Genomic DNA, 15,756 nt, shown 5'->3' with positions numbered 1-15,756 from the left:
CTTCTTCCTTCTTCCTTCTTCCTTCTTCCTTCTTCCTTCTTCCTTCTTCCTTCTTCCTTCTTCCTTCTTCCTTCTTCCTTCTTCCTTCTTCCTTCTTCTAGGGCGTATAAATCATGTTAAAAGGTTTTTGGTTAACTTGTCGGCATAGTTGTGGCCGGGGGATTTATCTATTTCTGTCGGTGATTGTGGCTGCGGGTATCTGCGTGATTTCCCCACAACCGACTCAAGCATTTTCTTTGCCGGAACTGATTTTGCGGGGGATTCAAGTTATTCAATTGTCGAATATGTCCGATCGCCAGGAGGTGACTGTTGGCCGACAAATCAATCAGCAGTTGACGAGTAGGGAGTTTAAGATCGATCGCGATCGGGCTACTACAGCATACATCAACCGCATCGGTCAGCGGCTGGCCCAAGAAAGCGATCGCCCGGATATTCCTTATACTTTTCAGGTGATTGACGATAACAATATTAATGCTTTTGCGACGATGGGCGGTTTTGTTTATGTGAATAAGGGTTTGATGGCGGCGGCGGATAATGAGGCGGAATTAGCAAGTGTGATCGCGCACGAAATCGGGCATATTAGTGCTCGCCATTCGATTAAGCAAATGCGTCAAATGGCGATCGCCTCTGGTGTAGCTTCGGCGACTGGGCTGGATGGTTCTAAGGCGGTTCAGATTGGGGTGGAGTTGGCTTTGCGTCGCCCTCACAGCCGTCAAGCTGAGTATGAGGCGGATCAGTTGGGTTTGCAAACTATGGGGCGATCGGGCTACGCTCAATCTGGGATGGTTGATTTTATGAAAAAGTTGCTAAATAAGCCTTCTCCACCGAGTATTTTGAGCACTCACCCGGCGACTAGCGATCGAATTGCTGCGATTTCCCAGGCGATCGATCCGGATCTGGCTAGCGGTGAGGGTTTGAATAATGCGGCTTATAAGCTGGAAATGCGTCGGTTGTTGCGATCGTAGTTTTTGGTAGGGTGGGTGAGTTGCGTTGAAGTGCGATCGAACCCAAGCTGACGCATTCTATACAACCCATTTGAGATCTATTTTGCGTAAATCTGAGAAACCGGGTTTCTTTCTATATTTCTCGTCACCCAACCGAAAAACTCGTAGAAACCCGGTTTCTTGCCCCTTGCCTAAATCTGAGAAACCGGGTTTCTTTCTATATGTCTCGTCACCCAACCGAAAAACTCGTAGAAACCCGGTTTCTTGCCCCTTGCCTAAATCTGAGAAACCGGGTTTCTCTCTATATTTCTCGTCACCCAACCGAAAAACTCGTAGAAACCCGGTTTCTTGCCCCTTGCAAGAGGACAAATACCGTTTCAATCCCCTTGCGGGGAAGTCGTTTGGGAAAGAAACCGAACCCCTCCGAAGGTAAAGGTTTTGGGTTTCAATCCCCTTGCGGGGAAGTCGTTTGGGAAAGTAGATGAAATAGACCATTACCGAGCAATCGGTTGGTGGTTTCAATCCCCTTGCGGGGAAGTCGTTTGGGAAAGCCAAGTCGAACCCTTGCCGTTTTTGCACCAAAGTTTCAATCCCCTTGCGGGGAAGTCGTTTGGGAAAGGAGATTTTTCCCTACCAGGAGGTAGCGACGGCAGTGAAAGTTTCAATCCCCTTGCGGGGAAGTCGTTTGGGAAAGACACCGGTACCTCTGGTCGCTGGATTGTTTGACTTCGGGTTTCAATCCCCTTGCGGGGAAGTCGTTTGGGAAAGAAAAACTGGCGAGACAGTCTGTCCGCCAAAAAGTGGTTTCAATCCCCTTGCGGGGAAGTTGTTTGGGAAAGATGGAGTTTCCATTATTGTCTTTGACCTTCTTAGAAAGGTTTCAATCCCCTTGCGGGGAAGTTGTTTGGGAAAGAATTTTAGGGTAAAAAACATGGCTAATTGCAGTAAAGGCCGTTTCAATCCCCTTGCGGGGAAGTTGTTTGGGAAAGGCTAAGCCTCACTTCTACGATGAACAATCAAGAAAGCGTTTCAATCCCCTTGCGGGGAAGTCGTTTGGGAAAGTTGCCCAACCTGCAACGGAAAGGGTACCGTTCCCCAGATAGTTTCAATCCCCTTGCGGGGAAGTCGTTTGGGAAAGAATGCCATTTCTACAAGTTTTAAGAGTTTTGGTCACCCTAAGTTTCAATCCCCTTGCGGGGAAGTCGTTTGGGAAAGTTTGACAGAATACCTAACGATAAACGGAGTATTTACGTTTCAATCCCCTTGCGGGGAAGTCGTTTGGGAAAGCAATATCTATGCCTGAGTGCAAGATAGTACCTTTCCCGTTTCAATCCCCTTGCGGGGAAGTCGTTTGGGAAAGGGTGGTGGATAGTGGGCTACAACTCGTCTTCTGGAACCGGCAAAAGTTTCAATCCCCTTGCGGGGAAGTCGTTTGGGAAAGTGGGAAGATTGAGCTTGGATTAGTGTGTGTTTTTTGAACACATGTCATGGTTTCAATCCCCTTGCGGGGAAGTCGTTTGGGAAAGTTATCATGAAGATGAAGAAACAGTTGTCCATTTTGTGTTTCAATCCCCTTGCGGGGAAGTCGTTTGGGAAAGCCTGGATCGTATGATCTAGACCCGAGAAAGGGCCCAAAAATGTTTCAATCCCCTTGCGGGGAAGTCGTTTGGGAAAGTGTGGTGGTTTTTCCACCAGTGGCACCGCCGCCAACAGCGTTTCAATCCCCTTGCGGGGAAGTCGTTTGGGAAAGAATTACTCTAGGAGAATTTATGAAGTCACTGAAGAAAGACGTTTCAATCCCCTTGCGGGGAAGTCGTTTGGGAAAGTCTATATTTTAAAGGTTTGAAATTTAATTTTGTAATGTTTCAATCCCCTTGCGGGGAAGTCGTTTGGGAAAGCCTAGTGATACGCCTGATGAAAACGTCGTAGTTGAGGTTTCAATCCCCTTGCGGGGAAGTCTTTTGGGAAAGAGTTCGGCTACAAACCCTTACCCAGAGAGCGTTCCAGACGCCAAATCGACGCACTGTTTTTTCACTCTCAATAGATGGGGGGTCATCTTCAACAAGCATAGGATTGAAAACGCTCAACCCCAGACTACAAACACAATCGACGCACCTCAACGAAAAAATTAGGGTTTCACCGATCGCCCTAGGTGCGTCGAAATCACTTGCGGCAATGAAACCCACCGCAGCCGATCGCCACCTAGATCAAAATCGCTTGCAGTAATGAAACCAACCGCAGGCGATCGCAAAATCTATTCAATTTTCAAAGTTCCGCGTGAAAAACCCTTGCTTTCCACTACTACAAACAATAGAGACTCAAGAACAGATTGTCAAGTTTTTCCCAGCACTTCGTTAGGAATTAAGCCTCTTGTTGAACAACTGAGCTCAACTGAGCTTTCAACTGAGCTTTTGGAGGTGGAATCTGCGGCTTCAATTGTCTGACAACTTCATCAAACGGCAAAATCCGCACTTGATTGTTAAACACATTTACCTGATAAACTCTGCGATAACTCAAGTCAAATCCAGTCAGCCAGCCACTTTTTGGATGATAAGCCCCCGTGTCAATATCCAGCCACCCTTGGCCCCTGACTAATTCCCCAGGCCTCACACCCTCAAAGGTAAACGTGATCGTGTGACCGGTAATAATTAATTTATCGGGAAAATACGGTTTCGGTATCGCGTGAAATTCCTTGCGAATCCAGCACAATTGTTCGATCGACTGTTTGTCAATTGGCATAGTTGGATGCACACCCGCGTGCACCAGCCAGATATCCCCTAAGTCTAAATGCGTTGGGAGCGATCGCAACCACTCTAAGTGTTTGTACGGCATCATCCCTGTATCCTTGTAACTAGCGACAGTCGCATCCCCACCGCTGTACAGCCAAGACTGCCACGCCCGCATATCCACTGACGGCCCCGACAAAGCATCTAACATCAGTTGTTCGTGGTTTCCCAGCAGCGTTTGATACGGGCTTTGCTGCACAAAATCTAATACCTGAGCGCTTTTCGGCCCGCGATCGATTAAATCTCCTAAAAAATATACGCGATCGTCCGAACTCGGGGCAAGTGCCTCTAGCAAAAGCATTAACCCGTCGTAATGCCCGTGTACGTCCCCAATAACAATGCGCCGCTGGTTCACTGTATTTATCCGCTTTCCTGAATCGAAACCTTAATTACTCGCTTATAGCATCTGATTTAGCTGCTATTTCCTCCGATCTTTCGCTGAGGAGGGGTGTCACCCATTATACTACTTTTATAAACTTTTGGTAAAGTTCACAATTTTATTTGCGTAGTTACAGATCGCAACACTGAGAAGTTATCCCAGCTTTCGGTATAAGTGAAGTACAAAGATACCCTAGAAACACGGGAGTGCCCTCTCCTGCAAGTCTTTCAGAGAATTGATAACCGCTGTTAATTCTGCTGTGGCAATTACTACTATCGAGTCAGTCGATTTTAGATTGACTCAACAATGATTTCACCGAATAGCATGGGTTTGAAGCCCCAGCATGAAGGCAGATTGTGATAATAGCGGAGTTTAAATCTCCGTTCTTATCACTTCGCTGTCAACTGTCAACTGTCAACTGTCAACTGTTTAAGGTGCAGGATGCGCCAGCGATGAGTCGATCGAGCAAATCGAAAATAACTCTAGCTAACGCACTCTACAATACTACTGAGTCAAAGCCTTGAGGAAAGTCTGCATTTCTGCTAACAAACCTTTCTTTTTTAGCGGTTTTGCCGGTGCAGTCGAATCCGGATCGGCGACTCCCATAGCTTTCGCTAAAATCCGTTCTAAATCGTCTCCCACAGGTTTTTGGGCAGTTTCCGAAATTAATTTGTATTCGTCGTTTATTTCCAGCCAGACTTGCCACGGTTGCGGATAGCAGCGGAATAAAGCTGCCGTATCTAGCGGCCTGATGTAATAGCAAGATTCGATTTTGCTCAGGAATCGATCGCGCAACTGACGGCCTGCATACCCTATACCTATAGTAGCAACATCTTCCAGGCGCGGGTTGAGCAAGATCACAGGGCGGCCCGCCGCAGCCATATAAAGTTTTTCGACTTGCGATACCTCTACCGCCGCCGGATTCACCAGCAAAAACAGTTCATCTTCCGGTGCTATATTATCTTCAACAGGAGTGCGGCTGCTGCCCAAATCACTTATTTTAAAAGGTACTTCTCCCCAATCGCGGCGGGCGAGGGCGGCTGCACCAGCATCGGGAAAAAAGACTTTCATCCCGGAGTGGCTTTCCTCAAATTCTGGTAAGAATTGTTGCGTGATCGACTGTGCTTGCAGGGCGATTTCGGGAAAGACTAATTCGACTTGCAGGAGATTCATGCCATCCGAGAGGGCGGCGGCGGTGGCTATGCGCGATTGGGCGATCGCATCATTGAGATCGTTAGGCAGTTCTGTCATTAATCTTATTATTCGTACTCGACTTCTCTCAATCCAATTTTACCGCATTAAGCTAATCAAAATTTAAATTAGACTTAATAAATAATCAAAATCTTGTGGGGTGGGCTTCCAGCCCGCCCGAAATATGCAATTCAAATATGCCACAGCTTAAGCTACAAAAGCTAACACGGACACGGGCGAACCGCAACCTCCCAAAAGGTGCAATATTCCGATCGCCAAAGTGAAGTCTGCCGCAGGTAAAAAGTGGAGATTTGCCAGATTTTCCAGCACAATTCGCTGCTGTTGCAATACCATTTTATTCACAGCAAAACTTTCATCTTGTCCAGGATCGACTCCGTGAGTGTCAATACCAATTCCCGCAATCGATCGCTCTTCCAGCAAAAATTGAGTTGCAGCTTGACCAAATCCCGGAAAGTGGCAAACTCCGCCATCGTCAGGATTGAAAAATGCTCGCTCATCATTCCATTTAGCTTGCCATCCAGTATATAATAGAACTAGATTTTCCGGTTCAATAAATTTGTGCTGGCGTTCCCAATTCAATATATCATCTATCGTTAAAGTGTAATCGGGATTGGCAAGACATTGCTCCCGAAGGTCGATCGCAATTCCGGGCAAAACTAGAGACTGCGGCGCATAACTATCAACACTCGCGCCTGCTGGATCGAAGGTATTCGGTGCGTTGATGTGAGTGCCGCTGTGTTCTCCCATGGAGAATTTTCGCAGGAAATAGCCGTTTTTGTCTATTTCAGATACTATTTCAAATTCCGGCGCTGGATCGCCCCGCCAGATGGGAATCTGTGGATGAATTGCATGGGTTAAGTCTATAATGTCGCGGTAGGCGATCGTTTTTAAATTATTTGAGTTACTGTTTGAGTTAAAGTTGTTTGTCATCGACACAAAAACTCAGGTTAGCTGATATACCTACAATATTAGGACGGGCAAGATGCCCATCCCACATTTTTTTTTCTTCTTGTGGAATGGGCATCTTGCCCCTTCCAGATGCCCATCCCACATTTTTTTCTTCTTGTGGAATGGGCATCTTGCCCGTTCCAGATTCAAATCAAAATCAACCTAGCTGAATCACTCTAGAATGCGATCGAGCGTCGCTGCCATCACATCCTTTGTTTGCCCGGAAACAGTATACACCAAAGCCTCTCGATAAACTCTTCCAGCCGGGTGCAGCCTACCGTTAGCCGCACCGCTGGAAACCACCACCGCAGCGTGCCCGCACCGCACCGCCAAATCAATAGCTTCCGCTCGGAGCGCTAATTGTTCGGCTTTTGAGCTATGTTGAGATTGTAGGAAATGCTGTTTTAGCCGATCGAGCTTCTGTTCCAATTTTGTGCAAGCCGCCACAATCGCAGGCGAATCTTTAACTATCGCCGCCGCTACAATTACATCCAATCCCGCGCGAATACAGCCAAAAGTAACCGGCACAAAATTCAGGATATTTTTGCTGTCATTTTCCGCAATCCAACCGACAGCTTTAACCGAAATTATTTCCGATTCATGCAACAACCAATTATTAAGACTTGCTGTCACAGTATTAGTCGAGTTCATCGCGATTAACGGCATGATTTCGCTGACAGCTATTTTACCAGATTCCCGTTCAATATTAGCAAAAGGCAGCAAACCAAAAACCGCGCGATTGTCTGGAAGTACCGCAGCCACAATAAACTTTTCAAACAAGCCAAAACCAGTAATCCAAGGAACATTCCCCGACAGTAGATAGCCATCTTTTACGGGAGTTGCGGTGACTGCCGGATTGCCCGTTAGCGAAGCCCTCGAAGAGGATCGCCTCAAATGCGAAAACCCAACACCCAAGCGTAACTCTTTTTGGGCGATCGCGCGCAAGTATCTGCCTTTGAGCATTTCATTGTCACTGCTAGCAATCATCGCAGTTGCGCTGTGGTGCTGAGTTTGCAGGAAAGACAAAGCCCCAGAATATCGCGCCGTCAATTCCTGATATTGGTAAAAAAGCTCCGGTGGAATGTCCGCACCGCCCCATTTTTGGGGAATTCGCAGCGCCAAGAGCGATCGATTTTCCAATCCTAAAAGTGCTGTTTTCAGCGCTTCCGAGTCACTGTCGATAATTTCCGCGCGGGGTGCAACGCACTCTTTTAGGTAACTTTCCGCGCTGTTTAGAATATATTGAAAATCCATTTTTTATGATGATTTTATAGAAGACTGGGCGGTTGAAACCGCGTCTATAGAAACAAAACCCACCTCCGTGGGTTGAATCTTCAGACTCGGCGGTTGAAACCGCGTCTACACAAACAAAACCCACCTCCGTGGGTTGAATCTTCAGAAACGGCGGTTGAAACCGCGTCTATAGAAACAAAACCCACCTCCGTGGGTTGAATCTTCAGACTCGGCGGTTGAAACCGCGTCTATAGAAACAAAACCCACCTCCGTGGGTTGAAGACAATGCGATTAAAATTATATTAGCTTCTTCAGTCTGCGGAGGCAGACTTCCTTTGTGTAGACGCGGTTTAAACCGCCGTTTCTTCAGTCTGCGGAGGCAGACTTCCTTTGTGTAGACGCGGTTTAAACCGCCGTTTTCCTGGTTTAAACCGCCGTTTTCCTGGTTTAAACCGCCATCTTAATTAATCATTATTCCCAAACTTTCCAAGGAGCCTTCCCTTCATCCCAAAGCTCGTTTAAATACTTATATTCCCGATAAGTATCCATCGCATAAAAGAAGCCTTCATGGCGGTAAGCCATCAACTGTCCATCTGCTGCCAAACGCTGCATTGGCTCCTGTTCTAAAACACAATCATCCTCACCCAAATACTCAAATATCCGGCGGTTAAATATAATATATCCAACACTAATCCAGCCGTCTATTTGAGGTTTTTCAGCAAATTCTCGTACTTGACCTTCACTGTCAACATCCAAAATCCCAAAACGTGAAATCGGGCGAAATGTAGTTACAGTTGCCAGCTTACCGTGAGACTTGTGAAACTCCATCAATTTATCGATATTGACATCAGCAACTCCATCACCATAAGTCACCATGAAATTCTCGCCATCGATATATTTTTCGATCCGTTTTACCCGCCCTCCCGTCATGCTTTCTGCACCAGTATCAGCCAGCGTTACATGAAAATTTTGTTCGCGATGTTCCTGCTGATAAGTGATGGTATTTTTCCGTCCCAGACATATCGTAAAGTCATTGTTCATGGCTTCATAATTCAGGAAATATTCTTTAATCATGTTGCCGCGATAGCCCAAGCAGACAATGAAGTTTTGGAAGCCGTAGTGGGCGTATATTTTCATGATGTGCCAAATAATCGGGCGCCCGCCGACATCAACTAAAGGCTTGGGGCGAAATTCTGTTTCTTCTCTCAGACGAGTACCAAGACCGCCCGCTAGGATGACTACTTGCATTTTTTCACCTTTTGAAAACTTATCAATTAATCTATCATCAATTATCTGGGATTTTTTCAAAGAATTATTAATAATTTCTCAGATTGAGTGAAGCTTTGTAAACCCTAAAAAAATCCTATTCTAAATACAATGTAGGGTGCGGACTGTGCATCGCGCACTTAAATGCTGCGTGCAATTCCTAACTCACTCAGTCCCGGACGCATCAACCTCAAAAAAACCTGGTTTTTAACCTAATTTGTGGGTGAGAGCGGGGTGCATCTCAATTTTGAAGAGGGCGAAGCATGACCGCATATAAGTTATTAGTTATAATCCTATATTGACTACGGTCATGCTTCGCCCCTACAAACATATTTTCCTTGCGTGAGATGCACCCTGAGAGCGCATAATTTTCGTAAAAAATTTGGTTTCTAGGCACCTGTGCGTCCAGGACTATCACTAATGCTAAACTAGGAAACAGACAAAAACATTAGACAACTATACTGAACATCAAAAACAACAATGAAAAGTCAACTCGATCGCCTAAAAAGATTTTTAGGTATAATCTGCGCGATCGCCTCAATCACAATCTTATTGCACTCGGCAATATCCGCTGTTGGTGGCGCTGTTTTTGCAGGGGAAATCTCAAATATACCACAAACCACCATAGCCTTTGTCCCTAAGATACCGGGCGGCGGATTGGATGTTCACGAAGCCGCAGGAGGACACACTTTAGAGAGACACGTTGGTAAAACAGAAGGAGAATTAGCACAGCGACTCGGACGAGAAATGGAAATTGCTGCTGCATCTTCCTTTGCTAACCGTTCCGTCGCTGAAGCGGCGATTGCGGAAGCAATGTCCAAAAATCAAAGTGCGATCGCCTCCTGGGTAAAAAAAGGAGGCAATCGTTATACGATCGACTACAACGCCAACAGAACAATTGGCATTACTCTGCGCCGCCGCTCATCCAAAGCAACTCCAGTCTCTCGCCTGAAAATCGTCCTCCAGCGCAGCAATAAATTACCTCCCGGATACTTTATTCTCACAGCTTATCCCCAATGATCGATCAATTTCCTAATTTAACCCAATTTTTCAGTTCCTACTTTCACCAAGAGTGGGCGCTAGAAGCTGACACTCCCAGTGATGTAGTCAATAACTACCTGAACAGCGAACCCCCCGCAAGTATTGAAGCTGCATCGCAAGAACTTAGTCAACTGCTAGAAATGTCGATTTCCGAACCAGATTTAGAAACCTTCGTCCTGGATGAATTAGGCTGTTACTATGACCCACAATCGAAAAATCAAACTGTCAGAGAATGGCTGGAATCCGTGCAGCAATCGTTGATAAATCTCCGATGATTCGGCGGTTGGAAACCGCTACTACACAAGCCAAGTCTGCCTCCGCAGACTAAGAGATAGAGGAGTATTTAAGCCTGATTTTTTTGTAGATACTGCCTACTATTTAGTCTCGCGTTGCGCGGACTTCGTTTGTGTAGTCGCGGTTTCCAACCCCCGGGTTTCTAACCACCTCGGATTTAAAATTAGATCGCACATTTCTCTCAAATCCCATCCATATTTCTTCGTCCGCGGAGGCGGACATCGTTTGTGTAGTCGCGGTTTCCAACCGCCGACTCTTGAGTGATTTTACTTGGTAATAGTCAACAAATAACCTTCATGAACTTTGACATTAGGAACAACATAAGTCAAATTATTTCCACCAACCGAAATACTTTCTTCTTTAACCGTAACCAGCTTTTGCACAGCGCCTTCGAGATTGTTAGGAATCTTCTCTAATTTGAGACTAACTTTTTGACCGTTTTTAATCCCAAGCTGCTGCAAATTTACAAGATTCAAGGTAACGGTTGTGGCTGACGAATAATTGCGATCGAAATAACCCAAAAGTACCTGTGCTTTACCTTCGGGATTTGACTTGCTAGCTAAGGCCACAAGACGATCGCTATCCGATCGACTCAGCACCCGCGAATTCACTCCATCAGCATAAGCTTTGTAAGTCCACCAAGCAGCCCTCGGCTCAAAAGTATTCGGCGTAACCATCCCAGTCAGCGTATTGTTGAAGCAATTACTAACTTTTTTACCTACTGTTGTATCCCAACAAGCTCTGCAAGCACCATCAGCTCTTGCATACTCCAAGTTAGACAAATAACCTAAAATTTCCCCCGGCTGATACTGCGCTAATTCTCCGACAATTTCGTTGACATAAATCTTTTGCAATTTTAGTTCCTTGTAAAAGGGACTTTGTTGGAAATTGCGTTTAGCATCAAATACGTGATCGTCAACAAATAAAATTATGGTATCATTGAGTTCGTGCCAAGCTAGGAAATTTACTTCCAGTTTGTTCGCTTTGCAGTAATCCAAAAAAGCGGCGAGATATTCTTTGTTGTAAGTGCTGATGCTCGGCCCGCCAATCATCGCTGACGGCCCCAATTCTTGCCGCAAGATTTTGTAAGCCCTTTTGTAAGTTTCAAAGAATTGTTCTCTGCTTCCCTTCCAAAACGGATTTACTAAATCTGGTTCGTTCCAGATATCCCAAATAATTTTTTTGCCCTTATTCTGTTGGGCTAACTGTCGGATGAAGGCTTCCCATGCGGGGTAATTTTGATAGGGCCAGCCTTTGGGGTTGCTGCCGTAGCCCCAGAGGTCGCTAACTAATAGTTGAAATTCGGCTCCGCTGGCGATTACTCGATCGTAAATATCGAGTCTTCCGGCGCGCCACAGCTTGGGCTGCAAGGGCTTAATGGAGCTATCGGGGGGCTTGCTGGGGTCGATTCCGTGCAAGAAGCCGCTCATGGAGGTGATACCGGTGGCTGGCTGTCCAAAATCGACTGTGACGTTCGATCGCATTTGGGCAATTGTTGGCTGCTGCCCAAAATACGCGATTAACAGGATTGTTACCAAAGCTAAGCAAATTGGCAGCAGCTTATTAATAGGTTTGAACTTGAAGGTGAATTGCATATTGTATGTGGTTGCAAACAGAAAAAGACTTCAATTCAATCAAGGTATGTAGTTGCGCTTCAGCGCTCTTTGTTTATATATTGAAAGAGCGCTTTCATCGCAACAACGTACCTTAAAATGAGTTCTTTCCAAGGTATGTAGTTGCGCTTCAGCGCTCTTTGTTTATATATGAAAGAGCGCTTTCATCGCAACAACGTACCTTAAAATTTAACGAGACAAGGCGAGTTCAAAACCCTGTACTAATTCCATCAATTCTTGCCAAGCTTCGGAATTAATCAGCGCACAAGTATCGAATTGCTCCCCTTTCTCTGAAGATAAGGCAACAAAATTTACAATCCAACTCAAGATAGTTTCGCTTGTCAACAATGGCGTGCATTTCCAAGCTGACTGCAACTTCTCCACCATCCCGGACATATCCCCGCGCTCCCAAGCTTGCCAAGCCTGCCATACTAGATAATAGTAATGGAGCATACTGTCAACTTTTTCAATCTGCTTTTGGACTTTGGGCGCGATCCTCTTCGAGGGCTTCGCTAACGCAAATTTGTCTCGATTCCCACTAGCAGACAAGACTTCGGCGACAACTTCTGAGTATTCCAACAGCATCCGTTCTTCCTTAAAAAGCTCTTGGGCTCGCAGTTTGCAAGCTTGTCCTGCAAGCCTCCGCAATTCGGGATTTTGGGCCCATAGTTCTACCGTTGCGGCTAACTCTTGTGCTGTCTGTTGCGCGTCAATTGTCGGATCGGCGATTAACTTTCCGGTATCTCCCAACTCTTCGGGAATCCCGCTGACTGCTGTAGCAATTACGGGTAATCCCTTCGCCATTGCTTCCATTACTGCTAGCGGCATTCCCTCTGCTTTGGATGATAAAATAAAGATGTCGCTGGCATCCAACCAATCGGCAATATCCCACCGCTGGCCGATGAATTTAACTTGTTCGGTGACTCCTAATTGGCTGACAGTTGCTCTCAATTCCGGTTCCATGTTGTCGTGAGTGGTGGAACCGGGGCCGGCCCAAACGAAATATAGCTGGGGCCAAATAGGCAGATTTTTCAGTTTGGCGATCGCCTGCAATTGATACTGATATCCTTTAATTGGAGTCAGTCTCGCCGCCGTGAAACAAACCACAGCCTCTTCGGGAATGCCTTGTTCTTGGCGCAGGCGTTGGCGGGTTGAGAGATTGGGCGGTTCAAAGTAATTGTTCGGCCTGCCGTAATAAATTACTTTCCCCCATTCCCGAGGCATTTTGAACAAACTCTTGAACAAGTTTAAATTCTCGTGGGAAACAGCTATCACCGCTTTAGCTAAATTGTACTGATAGGCCACTGCATCGAAATAGGGAACCTGATCTCCACGGTTAAAAGTCTTATAAGTGCGATCGATATAACCCAGAGTAATTACATAAGGTATGTTCTGTTTGAGTGCAACTTGTTTCGCAGCAAAATTTGCCATCGGCCAGCCATCGCTAAATATAATTAAATCCGGTTTAGCTTCCGCGTAAATTCTTTCAGCATCGCTACAATTGTAGGCAATTCGCAAAAACTCCCTCATCGTATCGAACTCCAGCCAAATATGCTCGATACCTAGTTGTTGCTGTTCGGTAATTAAAGGATTAGAAGCTTTAGTTTGCACGCTAGTAACTCGGTAGCCGTCGGCTGCTAATTTGGAAAGTAGCGAGTGGTTGAACTGCGCCAAACCGCCGATTCCGTGGTCTTCTGCATAGACGAGTACGTGCGGTGCAAGCTGGCGGCCAATTGAACTAGGCTCTGATTTAAATTGATAGGTATTGTTGACTGCCTCCGCCACCATGTCTTGCCATTCTTTTAAATTGGTTAAGGCATAAGCATCAAAGTTGTTCGTGTATTTTTCCGAAGAAACTCTAAAAGTTTCCAACCATTTAAAAACTGTTTCTGTGCCATTATAAGGAGTATAGTACAGGGATTTTCTCAAACACTCGACCATCTCTGGCAAATATCCGTCGCGGTACATCCGCCACGCTATCCACACTAAAGACTTGTAACGTTCTGCCTTTTGTAATTGGCGTATGCGATCGGGCAAATTGGGTTGGGCGAAGAATTGCTCCATTACAATTTCCATGCTTTTCATCACTTTTTCCCCACCGGACATGAGATTGCTATCGTGCTGGCGGTAGCAGGTTAATATCTCTTTTAACCACGCACATTTGCAGCCTTTTAAACCCAAACGCAAAGCAAAATCTAAATCTTCTGTTGGCGGAAAGCGATGGTCAAAACCGCCCAGACGTTCCCACCACTCGCGCCGCACCATCATTGCACTGGGACGCACGCTTTTGTGCAGGACAAAGCTTTCTAAATCTAAGTTGGGCGTGTCTTCCCAAGGCATGACTGGGTAGATGTCTTTTCCGGTTTCATCAACCATCAACCAGCCGTTTTGTACCATCCCTAAAGTGGGGTCAGCTTCAAAACAAGCAATTTGTTTGGCGAGTTTTTCTGGCAGGAAAAAGTCGTCGGCATCCAGAAATGCTAAAAATTCGCCTTTGGCCATTTCGCAAGCGCGGTTTCGAGCTTTTGCTGCTCCTTGATTTTCTTGATATACGTACTGAATCACATCGCGGTACGGCTCTAAAGTTTGCCTCGTATTGTCTGTAGAACCATCATCTACGACGATAATTTCCCAGTTTTGGTAAGTTTGATTTACAGCGCTCTCCACAGCTCTAGTAATGTAGTGTTCGCAGTTGTATGCCGGGATAATTACGCTGACTCGCGGTGTTTTTGAGGTAGGTATGCTAGCCATTATTTTTTTCCATTCTGGTAAGTTTCTTAACGATTGAAAATCGATTGTAACTCCGTAAGTTTGAGCGATCGCACTCAGACGCTTCTGCCAATCGGTGACTGTTGGCCTTAGAGGATAAGGACTGTACTGGATAGATTTTTGGAAAAATTCAACCGCCTCTACTGGATGGTTACTATAGTACAATTGCCAAGCCATCCAAGTCAATGCTTCGTAAAAAGCCGGATTTTCTAACTCGCGGATGTGCTGCGGTAAATCTGGTTTGGCGAAAAATTGCTGTTTTAAGGTAATAAAAAGATTGGCTTGTTTGAGAGCTTTTTTTATTGATACATTTTGATCGTGCTGGCGGTAGGATACTGTCACTTGAGGCAGCCATGCTGCTTCGCAACCCAAGAGGGCTAAACGCAGAACTAAATCTGAATCGTCTACTGAATCAAATTCTGAATTAAATCCGCCTGCAAGTTCCAGCCACTGACGTGAAAACATCATGGCGCTGGGAAGTACGGGCATTTGTACTATCCAAGTTTCTAAGTTCAATTTTGGGAAATATTCCCAAGCTTTGATATCGGAAATTTTGTCGCCTTGCTGGTTGACAATGCGCCAGCCGCTGTTAACAATTCCTAAGGAGAGTTGCTGGCGAAATAGGGATATTTGTGCTGCTAATTTATCTGGCAAAAAGAAGTCATCTTGATCTAAAAAAGCGATGAATTCGCCTTTGGATTCCTGAATTCCTCGGTTGCGGGCTGCTGCTACTCCGGCATTTTCTTGATATACGTAGCGAATTCTGTCGAAATAAGGCTGCAATACCTGATGTGTCTCATCTGTCGAACCGTCGTCTACAACGATTATTTCTAAATCTGTAAAAGTTTGGCACAACACGCTTTCTACCGCTTGTACGATGTAGCGAGATCCGTTGTATGCTGCTATAATTACGCTGACTTGCGGTGTGCGTGTGGCTGCTGACATTGTTTACCTGGTTGTTCAGTAGAAGGAAGAGGGAAGAGGGAAGAGGGAAGAGGGAAAAAGATATACACAACAAGCTTAAGCGCGAGCCGTATTTTGAGTTTTATTAGGTGGGTTTACTTAACTGGTTGCTATCTTAGTTTAATCGAAATATGTGTTTGCTCGACTTGCGTACAAATTAACTTAAACAGTCCTCGACGCACTCCGACAAAGAAACCGGGTTTTTTCCCAAATTTGCGAATCACAGCGCGTCTTCTCAGCAAAAACCCGGTTTCTGGCAACCTGTGCGTAAGTCCTATTAAAGTTCGTTAGCGTAGCCCTCGATGACG

At 45.7% G+C, this 15,756-nt stretch carries 12 protein-coding genes and 1 CRISPR repeat array; of the genes, 4 read left to right on the top strand and 8 right to left on the bottom strand.

All coding sequences use genetic code 11. The annotated features are described in order from the left end of the window. Positions 1-113 precede the first annotated feature (113 nt). Positions 114-965, top strand: a complete 852-nt coding sequence (locus tag JGK20_RS08785) for a M48 family metallopeptidase (protein WP_293230107.1) — start codon at positions 114-116, stop codon at positions 963-965. A 353-nt stretch (positions 966-1,318) separates the two neighbouring features. Continuing rightward, a CRISPR array of direct repeats spans positions 1,319-2,914; the repeat unit is 36 nt; unit sequence GTTTCAATCCCCTTGCGGGGAAGTCGTTTGGGAAAG. A 103-nt stretch (positions 2,915-3,017) separates the two neighbouring features. Beyond that, a complete protein-coding gene (locus JGK20_RS08780) occupies positions 3,018-3,170 on the top strand; it encodes a hypothetical protein (RefSeq protein ID WP_293230104.1) in 153 nt (50 codons plus the stop codon). Positions 3,171-3,305: 135 nt separating this feature from the next. Here the strand turns inward: JGK20_RS08780 and JGK20_RS08775 are convergent, their stop codons facing one another. The 6 genes from JGK20_RS08775 to rfbF form a co-directional block, all read right to left on the bottom strand. Further along, complete coding sequence (locus JGK20_RS08775; protein ID WP_293230101.1) at positions 3,306-4,085, bottom strand: metallophosphoesterase family protein; 780 nt, start codon at positions 4,083-4,085, stop codon at positions 3,306-3,308. A gap of 528 nt (positions 4,086-4,613) precedes the next feature. Beyond that, a complete protein-coding gene (locus tag JGK20_RS08770; protein WP_293189677.1) occupies positions 4,614-5,360 on the bottom strand; it encodes a DUF1995 family protein in 747 nt (248 codons plus the stop codon). Between the two features lie 147 nt (positions 5,361-5,507). Further along, complete coding sequence (locus JGK20_RS08765; protein ID WP_293230098.1) at positions 5,508-6,251, bottom strand: cyclase family protein; 744 nt, start codon at positions 6,249-6,251, stop codon at positions 5,508-5,510. Then, positions 6,235-6,399 (bottom strand): hypothetical protein, encoded by a 165-nt coding sequence (locus tag JGK20_RS08760; protein WP_293174698.1) that lies wholly within the window; start codon positions 6,397-6,399, stop codon positions 6,235-6,237. The genes JGK20_RS08765 and JGK20_RS08760 overlap by 17 nt, the downstream gene beginning before the upstream one ends. Before the next feature lie 41 nt (positions 6,400-6,440). After that, positions 6,441-7,523, bottom strand: coding sequence for an acyl-CoA dehydrogenase family protein (locus JGK20_RS08755; protein WP_293230095.1), 1,083 nt, complete (start codon positions 7,521-7,523; stop codon positions 6,441-6,443). 450 nt (positions 7,524-7,973) lie between these two features. After that, positions 7,974-8,750 carry a glucose-1-phosphate cytidylyltransferase gene (gene rfbF, locus JGK20_RS08750; protein ID WP_293174692.1) on the bottom strand — a complete coding sequence of 259 codons (777 nt, stop codon included), beginning with the start codon at positions 8,748-8,750 and terminating at the stop codon, positions 7,974-7,976. Between the two features lie 498 nt (positions 8,751-9,248). Between rfbF and JGK20_RS08745 the strand changes: the two genes are divergently transcribed. Then, entirely contained in the window at positions 9,249-9,788 is a 540-nt protein-coding gene (locus tag JGK20_RS08745) for an RNase A-like domain-containing protein (protein WP_293174689.1), read from the top strand. Beyond that, positions 9,785-10,084, top strand: a complete 300-nt coding sequence (locus JGK20_RS08740) for a contact-dependent growth inhibition system immunity protein (protein ID WP_293174686.1) — start codon at positions 9,785-9,787, stop codon at positions 10,082-10,084. Before JGK20_RS08745 ends, JGK20_RS08740 begins: the two co-directional genes overlap by 4 nt. 285 nt (positions 10,085-10,369) lie before the next feature. Here JGK20_RS08740 and JGK20_RS08735 read toward each other — a convergent pair whose 3' ends face one another. Together JGK20_RS08735 and JGK20_RS08730 are read right to left on the bottom strand one after the other, a co-directional pair. Beyond that, on the bottom strand, positions 10,370-11,698 hold the full coding sequence (locus JGK20_RS08735; RefSeq protein ID WP_293174683.1) for a beta-xylosidase: 1,329 nt from the start codon (positions 11,696-11,698) through the stop codon (positions 10,370-10,372). A 207-nt stretch (positions 11,699-11,905) separates the two neighbouring features. Next, a complete protein-coding gene (locus JGK20_RS08730; RefSeq protein WP_293230092.1) occupies positions 11,906-15,430 on the bottom strand; it encodes a glycosyltransferase in 3,525 nt (1,174 codons plus the stop codon). Positions 15,431-15,756: the final 326 nt, after the last annotated feature.

Origin of the sequence: Microcoleus sp. PH2017_05_CCC_O_A, assembly GCF_020738785.1 — a bacterium.
Taxonomy (GTDB): domain Bacteria; phylum Cyanobacteriota; class Cyanobacteriia; order Cyanobacteriales; family Microcoleaceae; genus Microcoleus.
Note: the sequence above shows the minus strand (reverse complement) of the source record. Positions and strands in the feature narration are given on the sequence as shown.